The organism is Pseudomonas iranensis, from assembly GCF_014268585.2.
GTDB classification, from domain to species: domain Bacteria; phylum Pseudomonadota; class Gammaproteobacteria; order Pseudomonadales; family Pseudomonadaceae; genus Aquipseudomonas; species Aquipseudomonas iranensis.
This window is the reverse complement of record NZ_CP077092.1, coordinates 4,856,089-4,879,823: the sequence shown is the minus strand read 5'-3', so window position 1 is coordinate 4,879,823 and position 23,735 is coordinate 4,856,089. Positions and strand designations below refer to the sequence as shown.

15 protein-coding genes and 2 pseudogenes are annotated in these 23,735 nt (G+C 61.2%); 1 reads left to right on the top strand and 16 read right to left on the bottom strand.

Translation table 11 applies throughout. The annotated features are described in order from the left end of the window. Nucleotides 1–281: 281 nt before the first annotated feature. From gcvT to arcD (HU724_RS21875), 10 genes are all read right to left on the bottom strand, one after another. On the bottom strand, nt 282–1,406 hold the full coding sequence (gene gcvT / locus HU724_RS21920; RefSeq protein ID WP_186567659.1) for a glycine cleavage system aminomethyltransferase GcvT: 1,125 nt from the start codon (nt 1,404–1,406) through the stop codon (nt 282–284). A 110-nt stretch (nt 1,407–1,516) separates the two neighbouring features. Beyond that, nucleotides 1,517–2,893: an L-serine ammonia-lyase gene (locus tag HU724_RS21915; protein WP_076563937.1), complete on the bottom strand. Its 1,377-nt coding sequence runs from the start codon at nt 2,891–2,893 to the stop codon at nt 1,517–1,519. A gap of 204 nt (nt 2,894–3,097) precedes the next feature. Continuing rightward, nucleotides 3,098–5,950: an aminomethyl-transferring glycine dehydrogenase gene (gcvP, locus tag HU724_RS21910; protein ID WP_186567660.1), complete on the bottom strand. Its 2,853-nt coding sequence runs from the start codon at nt 5,948–5,950 to the stop codon at nt 3,098–3,100. Nucleotides 5,951–5,961: 11 nt separating this feature from the next. Further along, on the bottom strand, nt 5,962–6,345 hold the full coding sequence (gcvH, locus tag HU724_RS21905; RefSeq protein WP_039758162.1) for a glycine cleavage system protein GcvH: 384 nt from the start codon (nt 6,343–6,345) through the stop codon (nt 5,962–5,964). 449 nt (nt 6,346–6,794) lie between these two features. After that, nucleotides 6,795–8,303, bottom strand: a complete 1,509-nt coding sequence (gcsR, locus tag HU724_RS21900) for a transcriptional regulator GcsR (RefSeq protein ID WP_073472002.1) — start codon at nt 8,301–8,303, stop codon at nt 6,795–6,797. 244 nt (nt 8,304–8,547) lie between these two features. After that, entirely contained in the window at nt 8,548–8,910 is a 363-nt protein-coding gene (locus tag HU724_RS21895; protein WP_042607276.1) for a DUF5064 family protein, read from the bottom strand. 62 nt (nt 8,911–8,972) lie between these two features. Beyond that, the gene (gene arcC / locus HU724_RS21890; RefSeq protein WP_186567661.1) at nt 8,973–9,902 is read right to left on the bottom strand and encodes a carbamate kinase; all 930 of its coding nucleotides are present in this window, start codon (nt 9,900–9,902) and stop codon (nt 8,973–8,975) included. Nucleotides 9,903–10,093: 191 nt separating this feature from the next. After that, a complete protein-coding gene (locus tag HU724_RS21885; protein WP_024014074.1) occupies nt 10,094–11,104 on the bottom strand; it encodes an ornithine carbamoyltransferase in 1,011 nt (336 codons plus the stop codon). Between the two features lie 68 nt (nt 11,105–11,172). Beyond that, nucleotides 11,173–12,429, bottom strand: a complete 1,257-nt coding sequence (gene arcA, locus HU724_RS21880) for an arginine deiminase (RefSeq protein WP_016773516.1) — start codon at nt 12,427–12,429, stop codon at nt 11,173–11,175. Nucleotides 12,430–12,464: 35 nt separating this feature from the next. Next, the gene (gene arcD, locus HU724_RS21875) at nt 12,465–13,892 is read right to left on the bottom strand and encodes an arginine-ornithine antiporter (protein ID WP_016773517.1); all 1,428 of its coding nucleotides are present in this window, start codon (nt 13,890–13,892) and stop codon (nt 12,465–12,467) included. Between the two features lie 437 nt (nt 13,893–14,329). On the opposite strand from arcD (HU724_RS21875), the gene arcD (HU724_RS21870) reads away from it, so the two are divergent. Beyond that, nucleotides 14,330–15,757: an arginine-ornithine antiporter gene (gene arcD, locus HU724_RS21870; RefSeq protein WP_122507699.1), complete on the top strand. Its 1,428-nt coding sequence runs from the start codon at nt 14,330–14,332 to the stop codon at nt 15,755–15,757. A 194-nt stretch (nt 15,758–15,951) separates the two neighbouring features. On the opposite strand, the gene HU724_RS21865 is transcribed toward arcD (HU724_RS21870), so the two are convergent. From HU724_RS21865 to HU724_RS21845, 6 genes and pseudogenes are all read right to left on the bottom strand, one after another. Next, nucleotides 15,952–17,301 (bottom strand): CoA transferase, encoded by a 1,350-nt coding sequence (locus HU724_RS21865; RefSeq protein ID WP_186567662.1) that lies wholly within the window; start codon nt 17,299–17,301, stop codon nt 15,952–15,954. 185 nt (nt 17,302–17,486) lie between these two features. After that, a pseudogene (locus HU724_RS28055) lies at nt 17,487–18,014 on the bottom strand (methyl-accepting chemotaxis protein); the annotation flags it as partial. A gap of 330 nt (nt 18,015–18,344) precedes the next feature. Beyond that, nucleotides 18,345–19,352: pseudogene (locus tag HU724_RS28050) on the bottom strand (methyl-accepting chemotaxis protein); the annotation flags it as partial. A gap of 440 nt (nt 19,353–19,792) precedes the next feature. Next, a complete protein-coding gene (locus HU724_RS21855; RefSeq protein WP_186567664.1) occupies nt 19,793–20,203 on the bottom strand; it encodes a YbaN family protein in 411 nt (136 codons plus the stop codon). A 161-nt stretch (nt 20,204–20,364) separates the two neighbouring features. Next, a complete protein-coding gene (locus tag HU724_RS21850; protein WP_186567665.1) occupies nt 20,365–20,961 on the bottom strand; it encodes a biliverdin-producing heme oxygenase in 597 nt (198 codons plus the stop codon). A gap of 108 nt (nt 20,962–21,069) precedes the next feature. Next, entirely contained in the window at nt 21,070–23,655 is a 2,586-nt protein-coding gene (locus HU724_RS21845; protein ID WP_186567666.1) for a TonB-dependent receptor, read from the bottom strand. Between the last annotated feature and the right edge of the window lie 80 nt (nt 23,656–23,735).

Genomic DNA, 23,735 nt, shown 5'->3' with positions numbered 1-23,735 from the left:
GGTCACGATTCCAAGCTGACCCATGCAAACACAGTGGACAAACTCTACGCCAACTACGGGAGAAAAAACAAGCCCTGCGAAGGCCCCGGTTTTACTGCTCTTCATGGCATTTCGTCAGCAAACTAGTTCAGTCTTGGACGATTGTCTGGTTCTATTTTCAGCAAACGTTATAAGCAACGTTCATATTCGAAACGGATGTTAAAAAACGCACTGTTTTATGGCGATTGCGTTACACATTAGTGCACGTATAACGCAATCGCGTTACTTATAGAAACAGTCGATCAACCGCGATAGTAGCGTTGTGGAACAAATGGCATTTTGCTTACAAGCATTTGCACCTTTTTCCCACGGACGATGGCCCACACGGGTGTATCGAGTGCGACGTAAGCGCTGTCGAGGTAACCCATCGCCAATGGCCCGCCCAAGGTCGGACCAAAGCCACCGCTGCAGACGCTGCCGATGATCTCGCCGGCCTCGTTGACGATTTCTGCGCCTTCACGCACCGGGGTGCGCTCCTGTGGCAGCAGGCCGACGCGTTTGCGTGCGACGCCATTTTGTTGCTGCGCGAAAATTTGCTCGGCGCCCGGGAAACCGCCGGCCCGCGCGCCGTCAGGGCGGCGTGGCTTGGAGATCGCCCAGAGCAGGCTGGCTTCAATTGGTGTGGTCTCGGTGTTCATGTCATGGCCGTACAGGCACAGGCCGGCTTCCAGACGCAGCGAGTCACGGGCGCCGAGGCCGATGGCCTGGACCTCTGGTTCGGCAAGCAGGGCGCGGGCGAGTTTTTCCGCTTCGGCGGCCGGGACGGAGATCTCGAACCCGTCTTCACCGGTGTAGCCCGAACGGCTGACAAAGCAGTCCACGCCGAGCAATGACACACGCTTGAACTGCATGAAAGTCATCTTCGCCACGTCCGGCGCAAGACGCGCCAGCACAGTGACGGCTGCCGGACCTTGCAGGGCGAGCAGGGCGCGCTCTTCGAACAGCGCCGTAATGGTGCACTGATCGCCGATGTGTTTTTGCAGATGCGCGAGATCCTGATCCTTGCACGCGGCGTTGACCACCAGGAACAACTCGTCGTTACCGAGGTTGGCAACCATCAGGTCATCGAGGATGCCGCCGCTTTCGTTGGTGAACATCGCGTAACGCTGCATGCCCACCGGCAGGTCGATGATGTCCACCGGCACCAGGGTTTCCAGGGCTTTGGCCGCATTGGCGCCGGTCAGACGAATCTGGCCCATGTGCGAGACGTCGAACAACCCGGCTTGCTCACGGGTGTGCTGGTGTTCTTTCATCACGCCGAGCGGGTATTGCACGGGCATGTCGTAGCCGGCGAACGGCACCATGCGCGCGCCGAGTTCGAGGTGCAGTGCGTGTAGCGGGGTTTTCGACAAGGTTTCGGTGGACATGCGTGGCTCCTTTGAATTTGGGTTGCGGGTGAGAGGCAAGATCAAGAGCCCCTCACCCCAGCCCTCTCCCGGAGGGAGAGGGAGCTAGTTACGTTTGGCTGAGTTCGTAATCAGCATTCGATAATGTTGACCGCCAGGCCGCCGCGGGCGGTTTCCTTGTATTTGCTTTTCATGTCGGCGCCGGTCTGGCGCATGGTGCGGATGACTTTGTCGAGGGAGACGAAATGCTGACCGTCGCCACGCATGGCCATGCGCACGGCATTGATGGCTTTCACCGAACCCATCGCATTGCGTTCGATGCACGGGACTTGTACCAGGCCGCCGATCGGGTCGCAGGTCAGGCCGAGGTTGTGTTCCATGCCGATTTCCGCGGCGTTCTCGACTTGTTGCACGCTGCCGCCGAGCACTTCGCACAGAGCGCCGGCCGCCATTGAGCAGGCCACACCGACTTCACCCTGACAACCGACTTCGGCACCGGAGATCGAAGCGTTTTCCTTGTAAAGAATGCCGATCGCGGCAGCGGTCAGCAAAAAACGCACGACGCCGTCGTCATTCGCCCCGGGAATAAAACGCATGTAGTAATGCAGCACCGCCGGAATGATGCCCGCCGCGCCATTTGTGGGAGCGGTGACCACGCGCCCGCCGTTGGCGTTTTCTTCGTTGACCGCCAGTGCATAAAGATTGACCCAGTCGAGCACCGACAGCGGATCGCGCAGCGCCGATTCCGGGTTCTTGCACAGCTGCCGATGCAGCGCCGCCGCCCGGCGTTTGACCTTCAAACCGCCCGGCAAAATGCCTTCGTTACGGCAACCAGCGGCAACGCAGTCCTGCATCACTTGCCAGATTTTCAGCAGGCCGGCACGGGTTTCGGCTTCCGGGCGCCAGGCGCTCTCGTTGGTCAGCATCACCTGGCTGATCGACAGCCCGTAGGTAGCGCAATGACCGAGCAAGTCCTTGGCACTTTTGAACGGGAAGGTCAGCGGCGTGGCGTCTTCGACGATGCGATCGGCGCCGGCAGCATCTTCATCGACAACGAAACCACCGCCGACCGAGTAGTACTCGCGACTGCGGATCTGAATCCCCGCTGCGTCGAAGGCGCGAAAGATCATGCCGTTGGGGTGATAGGCCAACGGTTTGCGGATCATTGCCAGATGTTCTTTCTCGTTGAACGCGATGCTGTGTTCGCCGAGCAGGTTCAGTCGTCCGTTGCCGCGAATTTCTTGCAGGCGCGTGGCGACGGTTTCGGTGTCGACTGTGTCCGGGTGCTCGCCTTCAAGGCCGAGCAGCACGGCTTTGTCGCTGCCGTGTCCTTTACCGGTAGCGCCGAGCGAACCGTACAGCTCGACACGGACGCTGGCGGTGCTGGTCAGCAGGTTTTCCCGGCGCAGCCCTTCGGCGAAACGCGCAGCAGCACGCATCGGGCCGACGGTGTGGGAGCTGGAGGGACCGATGCCAATCTTGAACAGGTCGAACACGCTTAACGACATGAGTGGTTCTCCGGTTTCTTGTTATAGCGATTGGCGCAGTTTGAGATCGGTGCAGATCCCTTGTGGGAGCGAGCCTGCTCGCGAAAGCGTCGGATCAGCCACCATTTACGTTGACTGAAATGGCGCCTTCGCGAGCAGGCTCGCTCCCACAGGGGGATGTAGGGTGTTGCTGAAGTCGGGGCCGATATTCAGCCCCTCATTCCATTAAGCGTAGCTTTCGATCGACGGGCAGGCGCACACCAGGTTGCGATCGCCGAAGACGTTGTCGACGCGGCCGACCGGCGGCCAGTATTTGCCTTCGATCAGCGACGCGACCGGGTACACCGCTTGCTCGCGGCTGTACGGGTGGGTCCATTCGCCAACCAGTTCCGCTGCGGTGTGCGGGGCGTTTTTCAGTGGGTTGTCTTCCTTGTCCAGGGTGCCGTTTTCCACTGCGCGAATTTCTTCGCGGATGCGGATCATCGCGTCACAGAAGCGGTCCAGTTCTTCCTTGGATTCGCTTTCGGTCGGCTCGATCATCAGCGTGCCGGCGACCGGGAACGACATGGTCGGCGCGTGGAAACCGAAGTCGATCAGGCGTTTGGCGACGTCATCGACGCTGATGCCGCTGCTGTCTTTCAATGGACGCAGATCAAGAATGCACTCGTGCGCCACCAGGCCGTTGCTGCCGGTGTACAGCACTGGGTAATGCTCTTCGAGGCGACGGGAAATGTAGTTGGCGTTGAGGATCGCCAGTTGCGAAGCGCGCTTCAGACCGGCGCCACCCATCATGCGGATGTACATCCAGGTGATCGGCAGAATGCTTGCGCTGCCGAACGGTGCCGCGCAGACCGCGCCTTCCTTGCGTTCCATCTGGCCGTGGCCGGGCAGGAACGGGGTCAGGTGCGATTTGACGCCGATCGGACCGACGCCCGGGCCGCCACCGCCGTGCGGGATGCAGAAGGTTTTGTGCAGGTTCAGGTGCGAGACGTCGCCGCCGAACTTGCCCGGTGCGCAGAGGCCGACCATCGCGTTCATGTTGGCGCCGTCGATGTACACCTGGCCGCCGTTGTCGTGAATGATCGCGCAGATTTCGCGAATGCCTTCTTCGAACACGCCGTGGGTCGACGGGTAGGTGATCATCAGCGCGGCGAGGTGTTCGCGGTGCTCGATGGCTTTGGCGCGCAGGTCTTCAATGTCGACGTTGCCACGTGCATCGCACGCGGTAACGACCACGCGCATACCGGCCATTTGCGCGGTGGCCGGGTTGGTGCCGTGGGCCGACGATGGGATCAGACAGATGTCGCGGCGCTCATCGCCTCGGCTCTGGTGGTAGGCGCGGATCGCCAGGAGACCTGCGTATTCACCTTGCGAACCGGCGTTCGGTTGCAGCGAGATCGAGTCGTAACCGGTGGCGGCGCAGAGCATCGCTTCCAGCTCATCGGTCAGTTGCTGGTAACCGGCGCTTTGTGCGGCCGGGGCGAACGGGTGCAATGCACCGAATTCGGCCCAGGTCACCGGGATCATTTCGCTGGCGGCGTTGAGTTTCATGGTGCACGAGCCCAGCGGGATCATGGTGCGATCCAGTGCCAGGTCCTTGTCCGCCAGTTTGCGCAGGTAGCGCATCAGCTCGGTTTCCGAGTGATAACGGTTGAACACCGGGTGGCTGAGGATCGGCGACTGGCGCACCAGCGCAGCAGGAATGGTGCTCTGCACCGAGGTGGCCAGCGCAGCGAAGTCCGGCAGGGTCTTGCCGTCGGCGAACAGGCCCCACAGGGTTTCGATATCAGCCTGAGTGGTGGTTTCGTCGACCGACAGGCCCAGACGTTCAGCGTCGATCACACGCAGGTTGATCTGCTGAGCGTGCGCCTTGTCGTGCAGCGCGGCGGTGTTCGCGCCGGTGGCAACGGTCAGGGTGTCGAAGAAGTTTGCCTGCTCGACTTGAGCGCCCAGCGCGGTCAGGCCCTTGGCCAGAATCGCGGTCAGGTGATGCACGCGGTTGGCGATCTGGGTCAGTCCTTTCGGACCGTGGTAGACGGCGTACATGCTGGCGATGTTGGCCAGCAGCACTTGGGCGGTGCAGATGTTCGATGTGGCCTTCTCGCGGCGGATGTGTTGCTCGCGGGTCTGCATCGCCAGACGCAGCGCCGGCTTGCCGAAACGGTCAACCGAGACACCGACGAGACGGCCCGGCATGTCGCGCTTGAACGCATCTTTGGTGGAGAAATAAGCGGCGTGCGGGCCACCGAAGCCCAGCGGCACGCCGAAGCGTTGCGCCGAACCGATGGCGACGTCGGCACCGAATTCGCCCGGTGCGCTCAGCAGCGTCAGGGCCAGCAAATCAGCGGCCACAGCGACCAAAGCGTTGGCGGCGTGGAAGCGCTCGGTCAGCTCGCGGTAGTCGAACACATCACCGTTGCTCGCCGGGTATTGCAGCAGCGCGCCGAAGAACGGCGTGACGTCAGTCAGTTCGCGTTCATCACCCACAACCACGTCAATACCCAGCGGCTCGGCACGGGTGCGCAGCACGTCGAGGGTCTGCGGATGGCTGTGGATCGAGGCGAAGAACTGGTGGCTGCCCTTGTTCTTGCTCAGGCGTTTGCAGAAGGTCATGGCTTCGGCAGCAGCAGTGGCTTCGTCGAGCAAGGAGGCGTTGGCGATCGGCAGGCCGGTAAGGTCGCTGATCATGGTCTGGAAGTTCAGCAGCGCTTCGAGACGGCCCTGGGAAATTTCTGGCTGGTACGGGGTGTAAGCGGTGTACCAGGCCGGGTTTTCCAGCAGGTTGCGAAGGATCGGCGACGGCGTGTGGCAGTTGTAGTAACCCTGGCCGATGTAGGTCTTGAACAGTTGGTTTTTGCCAGCGATGGATTTGATCATCGCCAGGGCGTCGGCCTCGCTGAGGCCGTCGTCCATGCCGAGCACGCTGGTGCCCTTGATGCTTTCCGGGATGACGCTGGCGCTCAAGGCTTCGAGGGAATCGAAGCCGAGGCTGTTGAGCATGGCTTGCTCGTCACCGGCGCGCGGGCCGATGTGACGGGCGATGAATTCGTTGGCGGTGCCGAGATTGATGGCGGTCATGGTGTAACTCCTCAGGCTTCGGCTTGGGCTTTGATCAGACGGTCGTAAGCGTCCTGATCAAGCAGTTTGCCGACAGCGGCGGCGTCGCTTGGCTGGAAGCGGAAGAACCAGCCTTCGCCCAGGGGATCTTCGTTGACCAGTTCCGGGGCGTCTTGCAGCGCCGGGTTGACTTCCAGCACGTCGCCATCGAGCGGCATGTACACGCCGCTGGCGGCTTTCACCGATTCCACGGTGGCGGCTTCAGCGCCTTTTTCGTAAGCCTGCAGCTCAGGCAGTTGCACGAACACCACGTCGCCCAAGGCGTTCTGCGCGAATGCGGTGATGCCGACAGTGACACTGCCGTCGGCTTCGGTGCGCAGCCATTCATGATCTTCAGTAAAACGCAACTCGCTCATGGAAACTCCTCAGGGGCCAGACTCGTCTGGTGGACGCGGTGGAAAGCTTGGGGCGGGGAAGCCCTTAATAGATGAGGAGGCAGGTAGCAAGAATGCGGCCAAGGTTGATTTATCCATATAAATCAATTGGTTGAGTTGTTTTGGAGTTTGTTGGGATGTTGCTGTTGTAGCGAAATCGCTACAGCTTGGGGCGAGGAGAAAAGCTGAACCGGATCAAAGCGTTGCGCAGCGCTGGTCACAGGCGGGTGTATCGATATCGTTCCGCTGTAGCGCTTTCGGTACAGGTGGAGGTCGTTTTTGGACGGATTTCGAATCCGCCATAAATCCTGTGGGAGCGAGCCTGCTCGCGAATACGGTGTGTCAGGCGCCAGCTATTTTGCTGATAGACCGCTTTCGCGAGCAGGCTCGCTCCCACATGGGGAATTTCCTGCAATAGGGATGCGCGGTAGTCACGGTTTATTGGGAATGCCGTATTTGCGCAGGCGATGGGCAATTGCGGTATGGGAGGTCTGCAAGCGGCTCGCCAGTTGCCGGGTCGAGGGATAGCTGACGTAGAGCTTCTCGAGCAGCTCTCTTTCGAACGATTCGACCGCTTGCTCGAGGCTGTCGACGTCGGTATCGGCCTGGCGCGCCACTGAAGTGCCGGCGATGTCGAGGTCGCCGATATCGACCAGACTGCTCTCGCAAATCGCCGCCGCACGGAAAATCACGTTCTGCAACTGCCGCACGTTGCCCGGCCAGCGATTGCCGAGCAGCGCCGGATAAGTGCCGGGCGCCAGGCGGCAGACCGGGCGCTGGATCTGCGCGCAGGCCTGCTGCATGAAGTAGCGCGCCAGCAGCAGGATGTCCTGACCGCGTTCACGCAGCGGCGGCACTTCGACGTTGAGCACGTTGAGGCGATAGAACAGGTCTTCGCGGAACAGCCCTTCGCTGACCATTTTCTCCAGATCGCGGTGGGTCGCGCTGAGGATGCGCACGTCGACCTTTACTTCCCGATCACCACCGACGCGGCGGAAGCTGCCGTCGTTGAGAAAACGCAGGAGTTTGGCCTGCAAGTACGGCGACATCTCGCCGATCTCATCGAGGAACACCGTGCCCTGGTTGGCCAGTTCCATCAGCCCCGGTTTACCGCCACGCGCCGCGCCGGTGAAGGCGCCGGGGGCGTAGCCGAACAGTTCGCTTTCGGCGAGGTTTTCCGGCAGCGCTGCGCAGTTCAACGCCAGGAAAGGAGCACTGTGCCGCGCACTGATCGCGTGACAGGCTCGGGCCACCAATTCTTTGCCGGTGCCGGTTTCGCCTTGAATCAACAACGGTGCATCAAGGGCGGCGACCCTTTGCGCGCGGGCCTTGAGTGTGCGGATCGCCGGGGATTCGCCGAGCAGCGCGTCGAAGCCTTCGGCGTGATCGTGATGCAACGCCGAGAGCTGTTCGCCGATGCGGTTCGGTTGATACAGGGTCAGCAGGGCGCCGGCGTCGGTGATCGGCGTGGCGTCGAGCAGCAGGGTCTGGCCATTTACAGTGATTTCGCGCAACGGCAGGCGAAAGCCGTTTTCCAGCAGGGTATCGAGCAGGCCGGGATCATTGAACAGCGCCGAGACGCTTTCGCCGGCCGGTTCGCGACCGTACAGGGCAATCAGCGCCGGGTTGGCCAGCAGCACCTTGCCGGCGCTGTCGAGGGCCAGCACCGGGTCAGTCATCGCCGCGAGCAGGGCATCTAGCTGCAAGTGCCGGCGCTGGCCGGGGAGGATATCGACCACGGTCACCGCTTCCACGCCCAGCACGCGAAACAGCGCATCTTTCAGTTCTTCGAGCACTTGCGGGCTGAGGGTCGGCGCGTCAATGTAGACGTTCGGCGGGATCATCTCCACCGCATCCAGATTGAGATTGCGCCCACCGAGGATAGCCAGGACTTCCTGGGTGATGCCGACGCGGTCGATGAAGCTGACGTGGATACGCATGGGGCGGTTCAGTGATCTGCAGAGCGGAGGGGGGCAAGTATGCCTTAAATCAAAAGCCCCCTCACCCCAGCCCTCTCCCGGAGGGAGAGGGAGCCGACCGAGGTGTCTGGGGTTATGCATCGACCTGAAAGTACCGGGCGATTATGGATTCAGTGATGCAGGATCAGGTCGACGCAATGCTGCAGCATCCCCAATCGGTTCCCTCTCCCTCCGGGAGAGGGCTAGGGTGAGGGGCTTTTGATTTTTATTCGAAATGCTCGAGGTTCACCGGATCCCCCGACTGCATATTCAACTTCTGCCGAATGTCTTCAAACATCAGATCGTAATGCTTGTGCACCGAGCCGATCTGGCTGTGGGTCTTGGGAATTCCGTACTTCTCGGCGATCCGCGTGACATCGCGGGCGAAGTTGTAGGCCTCTTCCTTGGGCAGGAAAAACGTCTCCTTCATGTCCTTGCCCTGCATGCTGCCGTGCAGGGTGAACTGAATCCCCTTGCCTTTCTGCGGGTCGGTGAACACTTCATAGTCCAGATGCACGTTGTAATTGACGTCATCGTCGGTCAACGCGTGCCGCTCGATATGCAGATGACCGGGTTCGAACTGGGCCATTGAGCTACTCCTTTCAAGGCATTGGAGCGAAGCAGGTCTTGAGCCTGCTTCGGTGTTTATTGTTATCGGTAACTGATCCCCGGCTTCGCCGTGCTGACCCGCGTACCGGCGGTGCCCTGGACGATGGCTTCGATATCGGCCAGCGAACCGATCACCGCGACCTTGCCAGTATGGCGCGCGAATTCGCAGGCTGCCTGCACCTTCGGTCCCATGGAGCCTGCGGCGAAACCGAGGCGTTCGAGTTCGTCCGGGTGGGCTTCGGCGATGGCTTTCTGGGTGGGTTTGCCATAGTCGATAAAAGCCGCGTTGACGTCGGTGGCGATCACCAGCAGGTCGGCTTCCAGTTGCTCGGCAAGCAACGACGAACACAGATCCTTGTCGATCACCGCCTCGATGCCTTTGAGGGTGCGTTGCTCGTCGTACATGGTCGGAATGCCGCCGCCACCGGCGCAAATGACGATGCTGCCCTTGTCCAGCAACCACTTGATCGGACGGATTTCAAAGATGCGTTTCGGCCTTGGACTGGCTACGACGCGGCGGAATTTGTCGCCATCCGGTGCAATTGCCCAGCCTTTCTCGGCGGCGAGTTTTTCTGCTTCGGCTTTCTCGTACACCGGGCCGATCGGTTTGCTCGGATTCTTGAAGGCCGGGTCGTTGGCGTCGACTTCGACCTGGGTCAGGAGGGTGGCGAACGGCACTTCGAAGTCGAGCAGATTGCCCAGTTCCTGTTCGATGATGTAGCCGATCATGCCTTCGGTTTCAGCGCCGAGCACGTCCAGCGGGTAGGGGGTGACGGAGGTGTAGGCCGCCGCTTGCAGCGACAGCAGGCCGACTTGCGGGCCATTGCCGTGAGCGATGACCAGTTGGTTGCCGGGATGGATCTTGGCGATTTGCTCGGTGGCGATGCGGATGTTGGCGCGCTGGTTGTCAGCGGTCATCGGCTCACCACGGCGGAGCAGGGCGTTACCGCCCAGGGCTACGACGATACGCATGGTGCAATCCTTCTAAGCAGAGGAATGACAAACGATTCGATCCCCCTGTCGGAACCGGAATCCCTGTGGGAGCGAGCCTGCTCGCGAATGCGGTATGTCATTCAACAGTGATGTTGTCTGATCTGACGCTTTCGCGAGCAGGCTCGCTCCCACATTGGGTTTCCGGTTCCTTCAGTGGGAGCGCTGTGGCGTCAGAGATCAGCCAGGGTCGAAACCAGAATCGCCTTGATCGTGTGCATGCGGTTTTCCGCTTGCTCGAAGGCGATGCAGGCTGGCGACTCGAACACGTCGTCGGTCACTTCGATGCCGTTTTTCAGGTGCGGATACTGCTCGGCGATCTGTTTGCCGACCTTGGTGTCGCTGTTGTGAAAGGCCGGCAGGCAGTGCATGAACTTGGTACGCGGGTTGCCGGTGGCTTTCATCAGGTCGGCGTTGACCTGATACGGCAGCAGTTGCTGGATGCGCTCGGCCCAGGCTTCCACCGGTTCGCCCATCGATACCCAGACATCGGTGTGAATGAAGTCGACGCCCTTGACCGCTTCTTTCGGATCTTCGGTGAGGGTGATGCGTGCGCCGCTTTCCTCACCGTATTTTTTGCAGCGCGCTACCAGATCGTCCAGCGGCCACAGCGCTTTCGGTGCGCAGATGCGCACGTCCATGCCCAGTTTGGCGCCGATCAGCAGCAGCGAGTTGCCCATGTTGTTTCGCGCGTCGCCCAAGTAGGCGTAGCTGATTTCGTGGATCGGCTTGTCAGCGTGTTCACGCATGGTCAGCACGTCGGCGATCATCTGGGTCGGGTGATATTCATCGGTCAGGCCGTTGAACACCGGCACGCCGGCGAACTTGGCCAGCTCTTCGACGATTTCCTGTTTGAAGCCACGGTACTCGATGGCGTCGTACATGCGCCCGAGCACGCGGGCGGTGTCCTTCATGCTTTCCTTGTGGCCGATTTGCGAGGAGTTCGGGTCGATGTAGGTGACGTTGGCGCCTTGGTCATAGGCCGCCACTTCGAAGGCGCAACGGGTGCGGGTCGAGGTCTTTTCGAAGATCAGGGCGATGTTGTTGCCCTTCAGATGCTGTTGCTCGGTGCCGGTGTACTTCGCGCGTTTCAGATCGCGGGACAGGTCGAGCAGGTAACGCAGCTCACGTGGGGTGTGGTGTTCCAGACTGAGCAGGTTACGGTTATGAATGTTAAACGCCATGATGATTCTCCTTGGATTCGGTAATCGGCCCGGCCGCTACGGGATGGGTGCGGCCGGGGGACGGTCGTTTAGTAGTCGATCGGGTCGCGGATGATCGGGCAGGTCATGCAGTGGCCGCCGCCACGGCCCCGGCCGAGTTCGCCGGCGCTTATGGTGATGACCTCCACGCCAGCCTTGCGCAGCAGGGTGTTGGTGTAGGTGTTGCGGTCGTAGCCGATGACCACGCCGGGCTCCATCGCCACCACGTTGTTGCCGTCGTCCCATTGCTCGCGTTCGGCGGCGAAGCTGTTGCCGCCGGTTTCCACCACGCGCAGTTTCGGCAGATTGAGCGCCGCAGCGACGGTGTCGAGGAAGCTGCCTTCTTCGCGGCGGATGTCGATGCCGCCCTGTTTGCTTTCGTCAGGGCGCAGGGTGAAGGCGACGATCTGGTTGACCACTTCCGGGAAGATCGTCACCAGGTCGCGGTCGCAGAAGCTGAACACGGTGTCCAGGTGCATTGCCGCGCGGGACTTCGGCAGGCCGGCGACGATGACCTTTTCCACCGCTTTGTTGTTGAACAGGTTCAGCGCCAGTTGGCCGATGGCCTGACGCGATGAACGCTCGCCCATGCCGATCAGTACCACACCGTTGCCGATCGGCATGACGTCGCCGCCCTCGAGCGTTGAGTTGCCGTGGTCCTTGTCCGGGTCGCCGTACCAGATCTCGAATTCGGCGTTGGTGAATTGCGGATGGAATTTGTAGATGGCGGTGGTCAGCAGGGTTTCCTGACGGCGCGCCGGCCAGTACATCGGGTTGAGCGTCACGCCCCCGTAGATCCAGCACGTGGTGTCACGGGTGAACTGGGTGTTGGGCAGCGGCGGCAGGATGAAGCTGGAGTGGCCGAGGAAATCGCGGAACATCTGGATGGTCTTGCCACCGAAGCTGTCCGGCAGATCATCGGCCGACACGCCGCCAATCAGGAATTCGGCGATGTGCCGTGGCTCGAGGCTTTTCAGCCAGGATTTCACTTCGCTGATCAGGCCCAGGCCCACCGAGTCGGCGGTCACCTTGCGCTCAAGGATCCAGTCCAGCGCTTCGGGAATGGCGACGATGTCGGTCAGCAGGTTGTGCATTTCCACCACGTCGATGCCGCGCTCGCGCATCTTGGTGACGAAGTCGAAGTGATCGCGCTTGGCCTGCGCCACCCACAGCACGTCATCGAACAGCAGTTCATCGCAGTTGTTCGGGGTCAGCCGCTGATGGGCCAGACCTGGGGAGCAAACCATGACTTTACGCAGTTTCCCGGCTTCGGAGTGGACGCCGTACTTCACTTTTTCCGTGGTCATTTCTGTGTTCCTCCAGATGACAATTCAATCAGGGGTTACAGCGTCAGGAAGCCATCGTAGAGACCGTAGGCCGCCACCACGGCGCCCACGACCACTGCGGCGAAAATCAGCTTCTCGACGTTGGTGAAAACCGGTTGTTTGAGTTCCAGCTTGGCCTTGGCGAACAGGATCGCGCCGGGCGCATAGAGCAGGGCCGACAGCAGCAGGTACTTGACCCCGCCGGCGTACAACAACCACACCGCATAGATCAGGGCGATACCGCCGATGATCAGATCCTTGCGCCGCTCGGCGGCAAAGCCTTCGTAGCTCTCGCCGCGCACCGCCAGCAGCAGGGCATAGGCCGCCGACCACAGGTACGGCACCAGAATCATCGAGGTGGCGAGGTAGATCAGTGACAGGTAAGTGCTGGCCGAGAACAGGGTGATGATCAGGAACACCTGCACCATCGCGTTGGTCAGCCACAGGGCGTTGACCGGCACATGGTTGGCGTTTTCCTTGCGCAGAAACTCCGGCATGGTGTGGTCTTTGGCGGCGGCGAACATGATCTCGGCACACAGCAGCACCCACGACAGCAGCGCGCCGAGCAGCGAGATGATCAGGCCGACGCTGATCAGCACCGCACCCCAGTGACCGACCACATGCTCAAGCACGGCGGCCATCGACGGGTTCTGCAGTTTCGCCAGTTCCGGCTGGGTCATGATGCCCAGCGACAGCACGTTCACCAGCACCAGAAACAGCAGCACGGTGATGAAGCCGATCACGGTGGCCTTGCCGACGTCCGAGCGTTTCTCGGCGCGGGCGGAGAAGATGCTCGCGCCTTCGATGCCGATGAACACCCAGACGGTGACCAGCATCATGTTGCGCACCTGGTTCATCACACTGCCCAGATCAGGGTTTTTCACGCCCCAGATGTCGGCGGTGAAGATGTCCAGTCTGAACGCGAAGACTGCGATCAGCACGAACAGCAGCAGCGGCACGACCTTGGCGACGGTGGTCACCAGGTTGATGAACGCCGCTTCCTTGATCCCGCGCAACACCAGGAAATGCACGCCCCACAGCAGCAAGGACGCGCCGATCACCGCCGCTGGGGTATTGCCTTCGCCGAAGATCGGAAAGAAATAGCCGAGGGTGCTGAACAGCAGAACGAAGTAGCCGACGTTGCCCAGCCAGGCGCTGATCCAGTAGCCCCAGGCCGATGAGAAACCCATGTAGTCGCCGAATCCAGCCTTGGCATAGGCGTAGACACCGCCGTCCAGGTCAGGCTTGCGATTGGCGAGGGTCTGAAAGACGAAAGCGAGGGTGAGCATGCCGACTGCGGTGATGGCCCAGCCGATCAGCACTGCACCGACGTCGGCGCTGGCGGCCATGTTTTGTGGCAACGAAAATATCCCGCCACCGATCATTGAACCGACTACCAGTGCAACCAGTGCACCGAGTCTTAGTTTTCCGGGCGCTTCAGACATTTGCATGACTCCATTGCAGGAAAGGAGAGCTCACAGCCTAGTACTGTTGTCTGTTCGAACAGCTGACATGGATCAGTGCATGGTCACATTCCATTGTTAATGAACGACTTGTGCGCCCGTTGCGGGCATAACGCTGTAGCCTCAAAGGCCCATTCCAGAGCCATTTCGCTGAAACAATCGGGAATAGCTATTAATGCTTTCGAACTATGACGCTAGTTGCTTTTCAGCGATTGGCAAATGTCGGTCATCTGTTTTCAGCACAGAATCGAATAATCAAGATCGGCGCACAAAACTGACTTAATGTGCTACGCCTTATCGTGGTCGGCTATATATAACGCTGCGAGATTCGGCATTACCTGATAAACGTCATCTACCCTTAGGCTTTTAGTCGGGTGTTGTTACAAATAAACAACAACGACTCTTTCAAGGAGATCTGCATGTCGCAACCGACGCAAAAGCTGCGCCTTGGTGCGTTGATCGCGCTGGTGGTGGGGTCGATGATCGGCGGGGGGATTTTCTCGTTGCCGCAAAACATGGCGGCGCGCGCCGATGCCGGGGCGATCCTGATCGGCTGGGGCATCACCGCGATCGGCATGCTGACGCTGGCCTTCGTCTTTCAGACCCTGGCCAATCGCAAGCCGGAGCTGGACTCGGGCGTCTACGCCTACGCCAAGGCCGGGTTTGGCGACTACATGGGATTTTCATCAGCGTGGGGTTACTGGATCAGTGCCTGGCTGGGCAACGTCGGCTATTTTGTCTTGCTGTTCAGCACCCTTGGCTATTTCTTCCCGGTGTTCGGTCAGGGCAACACGCCGATCGCCATCGGCTGCGCTTCGGTGCTGTTGTGGGCGGTGCATTTTCTGGTGATGCGCGGGATCAAGGAGGCGGCGCTGATCAACCAGCTGACCACCGTGGCCAAGGTCGTGCCGCTGATCATGTTCATCGTCATCGCTGCGGTGGCATTCAAGGCTGACATCTTCACCCGCGACATCTGGGGCCGCAGCAACCCGAACTTCGGCGGGGTGATGGATCAGGTGCGCAACATGATGCTGGTCACCGTGTTCGTCTTCATCGGCATCGAAGGCGCCAGCGTCTATTCGGCCCGCGCGGAGAAACGCAGCGACGTCGGCCGCGCCACGGTGATCGGGTTTCTTGGCGTGCTGGCGCTGCTGGTACTGGTCAACGTGCTGTCGCTGGGGATCATGAGCCAGCCGGAACTGGCCAATCTGCAGAACCCTTCACTGGCAGCGGTGCTCGAGCACATCGTCGGGCCGTGGGGTGCGTTACTGATCAGCGTCGGGCTGGCGATTTCCCTGCTCGGTGCATTGTTGTCCTGGGCCTTGCTCTGCGCGGAAATCCTTTTCGCCACGGCCAAGGACAAGACCATGCCGGCGTTCCTGAAGAAGGAAAACAAGAACCACGTGCCGGTCAATGCGCTGTGGCTGACCAATGTGATGATCCAGATTTTCCTGCTGATCACACTGTTCTCGGCGGGTACTTACACCAGCCTGATCTACCTGGCCTCGTCAATGATTCTGGTGCCGTACCTGTGGTCGGCGGCCTACGCGGTGCTGCTCAGCGGGCGCGGCGAAACCTACGAGCACGCGTCGGCCGAGCGCACCAAGGATCTGCTGATTGGCGGCATCGCCCTGGTTTACGCGGTGTGGCTGTTGTATGCCGGTGGGGTGAAGTATCTGCTGCTGTCGGCGCTGCTGTATGCGCCGGGGGTGATTCTGTTTGCCAAGGCCAAGCATGAACAGGGGCAGCCGGTTTTTACCACGGTGGAGAAAGGGATTTTTGCGTGCGTGGTGATCGGGGCGGGGCTGGCGGCGTATGGGTTGTATAGCGGGGTATTGTCGTTGTGATCTGAAAAGCAGCCCCTCACCCTAGCCCTCTCCCAGAGGGAGAGGGGACCGACCGAGCTGTCTGGCGCTATACATCGACCTGAGCGATCGAGTCGATTATGGATTCGACGAAAATCTTTCACGTCGGCGTAACTCTCCAATATCCCCCAATCAGTCCCCTCTCCCTCTGGGAGAGGGCTAGGGTGAGGGGCTTCTCATGGCCAACACGGAGGATGCGAGCCCAACTCCGCGGCCGGCCAATCCCACCGCACCGCCGCCCCGCTGATCTGCACCGGTACGCGCAATCTCCGCGCCGGCCCCCACGCGGTGTGTTCAATCGCTGGATCCTGATCCAGCGCTTCTTCGGCCCGCAGCGGGTCATGCGTCCCCGGCCCATCCTTGAGCAAGAGTTTCGCCGTACGCGCCAGCGACAACCGCGCCGAGCCCCCGCGACCGTTGGCCAGTCGTTCAGTCAGCAATCTGATCGCACTCGCCGCCATCAGATACCCGGTCGCATGATCCAGCGCCTGCACCGGCAGCGGCGTCGGTTTATCGCTGTGCTTCCAATGCTGTCCGGCCTCGGCGATGCCGCTGCTCATCTGCACCAGGCTGTCGAAACCCCGGCGGTTCTGCCAGGGGCCGCTCCAGCCGTAGGCATTGAGGCAGACATCGATCAGCCCCGGTGCCAGTTGCCTTCGACGTTCAATACCAAACCCCAGATGTTCCAGCGCATCGGCGCGGTAGCCGTGGAGCAAAATGTCGGCGTCTTGCAATAAACCTTCGAACACTGCGCGATCCGCTGGCACTTGCAGATCCAGTCGCGCACAGCGTTTGCCCACGGTCATTTCCGGGACCACACCGGGTTCGTTCCAGCTCGGTGGATCGATGCGCAAGACGTTGGCGCCGAGCCCGGCGAGAAAGCGGCTGGCGGTGGGGCCGGCGAGGACGCGGGTCAGATCGAGCACTTTGATCCCGGCCAGAGGCCGTGCGATCGAACCTTGCCATGGGCTGCGGTTCTCGTCCGTCTGCTCGATGAACTGCACCAGCGCTTCGGCATTCACCGCCAGCCCTTGCGGATGCTGCTGCCACTGCGCCCAACTGCGCATTTCGGCGGCGCAGCCGTTGGCGTCGACCACTGCTTGTTCCAGATCCGCACTGTCCCATTGCGCGACTTTCGCCGCCATTGCGGCACGATCGGCGCAGGCGCCGAGCACGCGTTCAGCGGCGGCGCGGTGATGCGGGGCATTGGTGTGCAGACGGATCCAGCCGTCCCGGGTCGCATAGTCGCCGGCGATCGCATCCCATAACGGCGGCACCTGCCAGCCGATCGGGCGCAGCGAGGTGGAGAACCACAACGAGGCCAGACGGCGGTCGACTGCAACCGCAGGCAAGTGCCCGGTTTGCTGGTGAAGCAATTCGCTGAGCGCTTGCCCGGCAGCGGCGATGCTGGCGCAGGCCAGCTCGGTCACGGCGAAGGCCGAGGGCAGCGCGCCGTCACCGATGAAGGGGATTGGCGTGCGAGGCAGGTCGAGTGCGGTTTGGATGGACGTGAGCTGATCAGTCATCGAAGGCCCTCCGGAACGAGAGGGCGATGATAGTGCAAAACATAACCGGGCTGGATTGAGGATCGTTCCCACGCTCCGCGTGGGAATGCCGCCCGGGACGCTCTGCGTCCCAATCGAAAGCTGGAACGCGGAGCGTCCCTTGATGCATTCCCACGCGGAGCGTGGGAACGATCGATGCTGGATTGTTACACGCGAAACTGATCCATCAATTTCATCTGCTGGCTCGCCAGGCTGTTGAGCTGGCTGCTGATCGCTGCCGATTCGGTGGCCTGCTCGGTCAGGGTTTCGGTGACGGTGCGAATCGCCGAGACGTTGCGGTTGACCTCTTCGGCCACGGCGCTTTGCTCTTCGGCGGCGCTGGCGATCTGCAGGTTCATGTCGCTGATCACCGTCACCGCGTCGCTGATCTTGCCCAGCGCATCAACGGCCTGACGAATCTGCCCGGCGTTGTTGTGCGCCTGGGTCTGGCTCGAGTGCATGGTCGCGACCACGCCACGGGTGCCGGTCTGGATGCGCTCGATGACGATGCGGATTTCTTCCACCGAATCCTGCGTGCGTTTGGCCAGGTTGCGCACCTCGTCGGCGACCACGGCAAAACCGCGACCGCTTTCGCCGGCGCGGGCGGCTTCGATGGCGGCATTGAGGGCCAGCAGGTTGGTCTGTTCGGCGATGCTGCGGATCACTTCCAGCACCGAACCGATCTGCTCGCTGTTCACTGCCAGCGCTTCGACCTCGGTCACTGCTTTGCTGACCTCATCGGCGAGTTGATTGATGTCGCGGGTGCTGCGCTCGATGATCGCCATGCCGTCCTTCGCCGACTGATCGGCACCCTTGGCGGCGTTGGCGGCGTTCGAGGCACTGTTGGCGACGTCGTGGGCAGTGGCGCTCATTTCGTTGGACGCGGTGGCGACCTGATCGATCTCGCGGAACTGCACCTGCATGCCTTCGCTGGTCTGGCGGGCAATTTCCGATGACTGATCAGCCGTGCCGCGCGCTTCGGTGATGCTCTGTTTGATCTGCGCGATGGTCGGCTGAAGCTTGTCGAGGAAGCGGTTGAACCAGTTCACCAGTTCGCCGAGCTCGTCTTTCTTGCTGTAGTTCAGGCGCTGGGTCAGATCGCCTTCGCCGCTGGCGATGTTCTTCAGCATCTCGGCAACGCTGTTGATCGGACGGGTGACGCCGGAGGCGGTAAGCCAGATCAGCAGCAGGCCGACCAGACCGGCCAAGCCCGCTACCAGCAGGGCAGTGATCACGCCGGTGTGTTGCGCGTCATCGAGTACCGCTTGCAGCTTTACCGAATCGGCCAGCAGCACTTGCTCCGGCAGGTCGATGACCACGCCCCAGGCGCGCGAATTGCCGATCGGGTCGACCGGGTAAATCGCGCGAATCAGCTCGCCCTGTTCGAGGATTTTCGCCGTACCGCTGCCGACCAGTTGCAATACATCTTGGCCGTCAGCGCCGAGGGTATCGCTGATTTTTTTGCCGACCCGCGTCGCGTCAGCACTGTCGGCCGCCAGCACACCGCTGCCGGAGACGATCAGCATGTGCCCGGCGTTGTTGAACAGGCTGCGCTGCGAGTCGACGGCGGCGGCTTGCAGGGCGTCGAGCGCGATGTCGACACCGACCACGCCGATCGCTTTGCCATCCACCAGCAGCGGCACGGAAATGGTCGTCATGAGCATTTCCTTGCCACCGACGGTGTCGGCATACGGGTCGAGCAGGCAGGTGCGTTTGTTGTCGCGAGGGCAGGTGTACCAACTGTTGTACGGCGTACCGCTGACGCTGAGGGTGGTTTTGGTCAGGTCGTCTTCGACCATGATCGTATTCAGCGCGGCGCCGGCGGCACGGCTCCAGTACGAGGCGAAGCGCCCGGCTTCGTTGGACTGCCGCGCGGCATCGTTGGCGAATTCGCTGTCCTTGCCGTCGAGGCCGTTGGGTTCGAAGGCGAGCCAGATGCCAAGGACTTTATCGTTGCGCTCGAAAGCGGTTTTCAGACTCTGGTTCAACTCTTCCCGAACGGCGCCGGCTTCGAGTGAACGCTTGGCGGCCATCGTCCGCAGATCCTTGATCTGATCGGCGAGGGCGGTGACCACGAGCAGGCTTTCACCAAAGGTTTTCTGCACCCGCACCGCCTGTTCGGCGGCCTTGGCCTGCAGCAGGTTCTGCACGCTGGCGGTGAGCAACTGGTTGCTGGATTGACTGACCAGCGCGTCGTTCTGGTTGGTCTGGTAGATGTTCATGCTGACAATCAGCGCCACCACACCGAGCAGGCACAGGCCGGAGAGCAGGACAATTTTCAGTCGAATGGAAAGGGCGTCGAACATGGGCGATCTCGCGAATGGAATAAACAGGTGGCTGGGCCGGAAGCCCGGTTTGCCAAATCCATTCAGCGCCATTCAATCCTCATCGGCGTAAAGCGAAACGGCATGAGGCGCTTGCCGACGGACGGTCGCTGCTAAACGTTTGCGCAGGGGAAAGTGCTGAAAAGGCTTTAATTACAGGGATGTTTCACTACCGCGACGGGCGTCTCCGGGCGCGACCAGATCCACAGGTTGCCCATGGCCATGCCGGCAATCGCCAGATAGATCGGCCAGCCGTGATCGAGCATCACCAGCATCAACGTCGCACACAGCAGCATGCTGACGGTGGCACTGAGCTTGGCCTTGCGCGCGATGATCCTGCCGTTGCGCCAGTTACTGAGGATCGGCCCGAACAGGCGATGATTTTCCAGCCAGGCACTCAAGCGCGGCGAACTGCGGGTCGCGGCCCACGCGGCAAGGAGGATGAACTCGGTGGTCGGCAGGCCGGGCACGGCAATGGCAATCAGGCCGATGCCAAGGCTGACATAGGCCAGCAGGCCGAACAGCAGACGGGCGAGTTTTGATGGGGCGGGTGCGGGCATGGCTCAGCGGCGGCTTCTGAAGCGGAACGGGGATCTTACAGATTTGTGGTGAGCCCTGTGGGAGCGAGCCTGCTCGCGAAAGCGGTTGATCAGGCACATTGATGTTGAATGTGCTGCCGTCTTCGCGAGCAGGCTCGCTCCCACAAGGGATAAGAGTTGCTTCAGGCTACTTCGGCTTCTATGGCATAAGCCCGTTCCAGCAGCACGGTAAAGCGATTGAACGCATCCAGTGCACCTTGCTCAACTTCCGCTTCTTCCTCTGCCGTGAACGGCAACGCATCGAGGGTGCGCACAAAGCTTTTCCAGCCCTCGGCGCGGCCACCTTGCGGTTCAGCCAGATGCCGGGCACCGAAGCTTTCGCTCAGCTCCAGTGCCACCGCGCGCTTGATCAGGAACGCCGCGCCGAGCTTGGAACCCTCGGAAACAAAGATCCAGCCCAGCGCTCGCGCCTTGCTCGGGTTTTTCAGCGCGCCGGCCACCGGCGCCGGGACTTCGGTGTCGAGGTCGGCGAGGTCAGCCTTGGCGGCTTCGGCGCGGCAACGGGCTGGAAGATCCGGGACGATCGCGGTCAGTTCGGCATCGTTGTACAGCTCGACCAGTTCCGCCTGGAACAGGTATTGCGCGACGACGAAACGGGCGAAGCTGGCGCGGGTTTCGAATGGTGCGTGGGCTTTGACCAGCGCATCGAGTTTGCTGTGCGGCTCATGGGTGATCTGGTTCAGGCGTTGTGAACGCAGGGCTTTTTCCGGGGCGGTCATGGGGTGTCCTTGATAAATGAGGCGCTTGATAACAAGACGTACGGGCAGGTGCCGGACAGTAAAAAAACCTCACTGCGTGGCGCGAACGCACGCAGTGAGCCGGGCCGATCAGATGTCCCAGATCAGGTTGATCGCGAAGTTGCGTCCCGGTTGGGTCAGCCGATCGAGGTTGGCCGGTTGCGTCACCGAGGCTTCGCCGACGCTGTCGTAACCGCGCACGTCATCCCACAGCCAGTATTTCTTGTCGGTCAGGTTGTAGACGCCGCCGCTGACGGTGACGTCGTCGGTCACCTTGTAATAGCCGGCCAGATCGAGAATGCCGAAGCCCGGGGTCTTGAACTGACTGCTGACGCCGTCCGGCGACTTGAAGTTGCTGTCGTCGACGCGGTCCTTTTTCTTCACCACGGTCCAGCTCAGCAGGCCGCCATAGTTGTCCTGGTCGTAACCGAGGCCGAATACGCCGGTGAGCGGATTGACACTGTTGATCGGCTCGCCGCTGTCGTTGTTGCGCCCGTAGGCGTAGGCGATCGAGCCTTGGGTATACAGGCCTTGCGGCGCGCCGAACGCGTCCAGATTCAAGCGACCTTTGACTTCTGCGCCCTTGATGGTGGCGCGCTTGATGTTGTTGCTCTGGAAGGTCAACTCATCGTCGCCCGGCTTGACCGCATCCTCGTTGATGAAGTCGCGGTACTTGTTATAGAACACCGCGACGTCGAACGAGCCCTGCTCGAAATTCCCGCGCAGGCCGGTTTCGAAACCTTTGCTTTTTTCCGGCTCAAGGTCGGAGTTGGGCGCCACGGTGTAGCCGGTGGTGTTGTTCTCGAAACGCCCGTACAGCGATTTTGCCGTGGGCGTGCGGAAGCCTTCGGCGTACTGGCCGTACCAGGTGTAGTTGTCCGTCAGTGCATAGGTCAGGCCGAATTTTGGCGAGACTTTGTGCCAGGTCTTGTTCTTGTCGCTGACCGTGCCCTGGCCGTCGGCGTTCACGGTGTTGAGGAATTCCTCGGTGATGTGCGGCTTGAGCTGGGTGTAGTCGTAGCGCAGGCCCGGCAGGAAGGTCCAGTCGTTCCAGCTGATCTGATCCTGGGCGAACAGGCTGTAGGTGTTGATGGTCGGATCGGGGAAATCAGAGGCCTTGGCCAGCACGTCCGCCGCACTGGTCGCGCCAATCGCCGTGCAGCCGCGACCGACGGCCACGCATGTGCCGTCGCCGCTGCGTGAGCCGGTGACTTTCTGCTGTTTGATCGTGGTGCCGTAAGTCAGCAGGTGATCGGTGTCACCGATGGCGAAGGCCTTGTCCAGTTGCGCGTCGAACACCCACTGTTTTTCTTCGTAGATCGTGTCGCGGGTACGCAGCACTTTACGGGTGATCGGGTAGTACAACTCCTCGGTGCTCTGGTCGGTCTTGGCGATCTGGTGATTGAGGCTCCACTTGACGTTATCGGCCAGCAGGCTGTCGAGGGCGAACGAGTGTTCGATACCGAAACGCTCGCGAGTAATGGTGTCGTTATCGGTGCGCCACTGGTACATGCCGCCGGGCAGGATGCTGCTCGGGATGGTCGGCGCGCCGTTGACATACGGTCCACCGTAAGCACTTTTCTGGTCGGTGTCGCGATCATCCTTGTACTTTTCGTAGGTCAGGCCCAGGCGCGAATCGTCGTTGTAGTTCCAGCCGAGCTTGGCCAGGACGTTGCTCGCGCGCACGTCTTCCGGGTTGGCGGCGGTGCGCGCAAGGCCGGTGCCGTTGTTGCCGCCGAAGGACTCGGTTTCGTGTCCGTCGCGCTGGCTGTAATGCAGCAGACCGTCGAACTCACCGCTGCGCCCGGCGACGGTGGCGGATTTCAGCCAGCTGTCGTCTGCGGAGCTGTAACCGCTTTTCAAGCGTGCGCCGACATCCTTGCCCGGTTTGATGATGTCGTCGGCATCCAGCGTGTAGTAGCTGACCGCGCCACCAATGGCGTTGCTGCCGTACAGCACCGAGGCCGGGCCACGGAGAATCTCCACGCGTTTGACGATTTCCGGATCGACGTAGTTGCGCTGGCTTTTGGCGTAGGGGCCGTTGAAGAAGCCGTTGGGAATCTCCACGCCATCGACCTGGGTCAGGATGCGGTCGCCGTCGATACCGCGAATGTTGTAGCCACTGATGCCGCCACGCTGGCCGGCACCGCCAACGGAAACGCCCGGCTCGTAGCGCACCAGATCCTTGATGGTGTTGACGTTGTTGCGGTCAAGCGCTTGGCGATCATGCACGCTGACCGTCGAGGGCACGCTGTTGACCGACTGTTCCTGGCGAGTGGCGCTGATGGTCACCTGATCGAGATTGAGGGTGCCGCTGCTGTTGCGTTTTTCCAGCACGACATTGTTGTTGCTCAGTTTGCGAAAGCTCAGGTTGGTCCCCACCAACAGGCGCTCGAGGGCTTTCTCCGGCGGCAGTGAACCACGCACGCCGGGCGACGAGACGTTCTGCCCCAACTCGGCCGGCAAGCCGACCTGCCAACCGGTCACGGCGGTAAAGGCATTCAATGCCGAAACCAGCGGTTGCTGGCCGATGGCGAAGGCGTAAGCGCCCATGTTGCGCGCCGGTTGTTCGGTGGCCGCCAGCAGCGGTGCGGTGCCAGCCATGAGGATGGCCGCAGTCAGCAGCGACAGTACGCGGGAAGGGGAAGCAGTCTGGCGGGTAAGGCGTGAGGACATCGATAGCGCTCCGTGTCGCACGAATCTTTATAGGTGCTGATCGGCATGGTTAGATGCGAATCAATTGCATTGGCTATAAC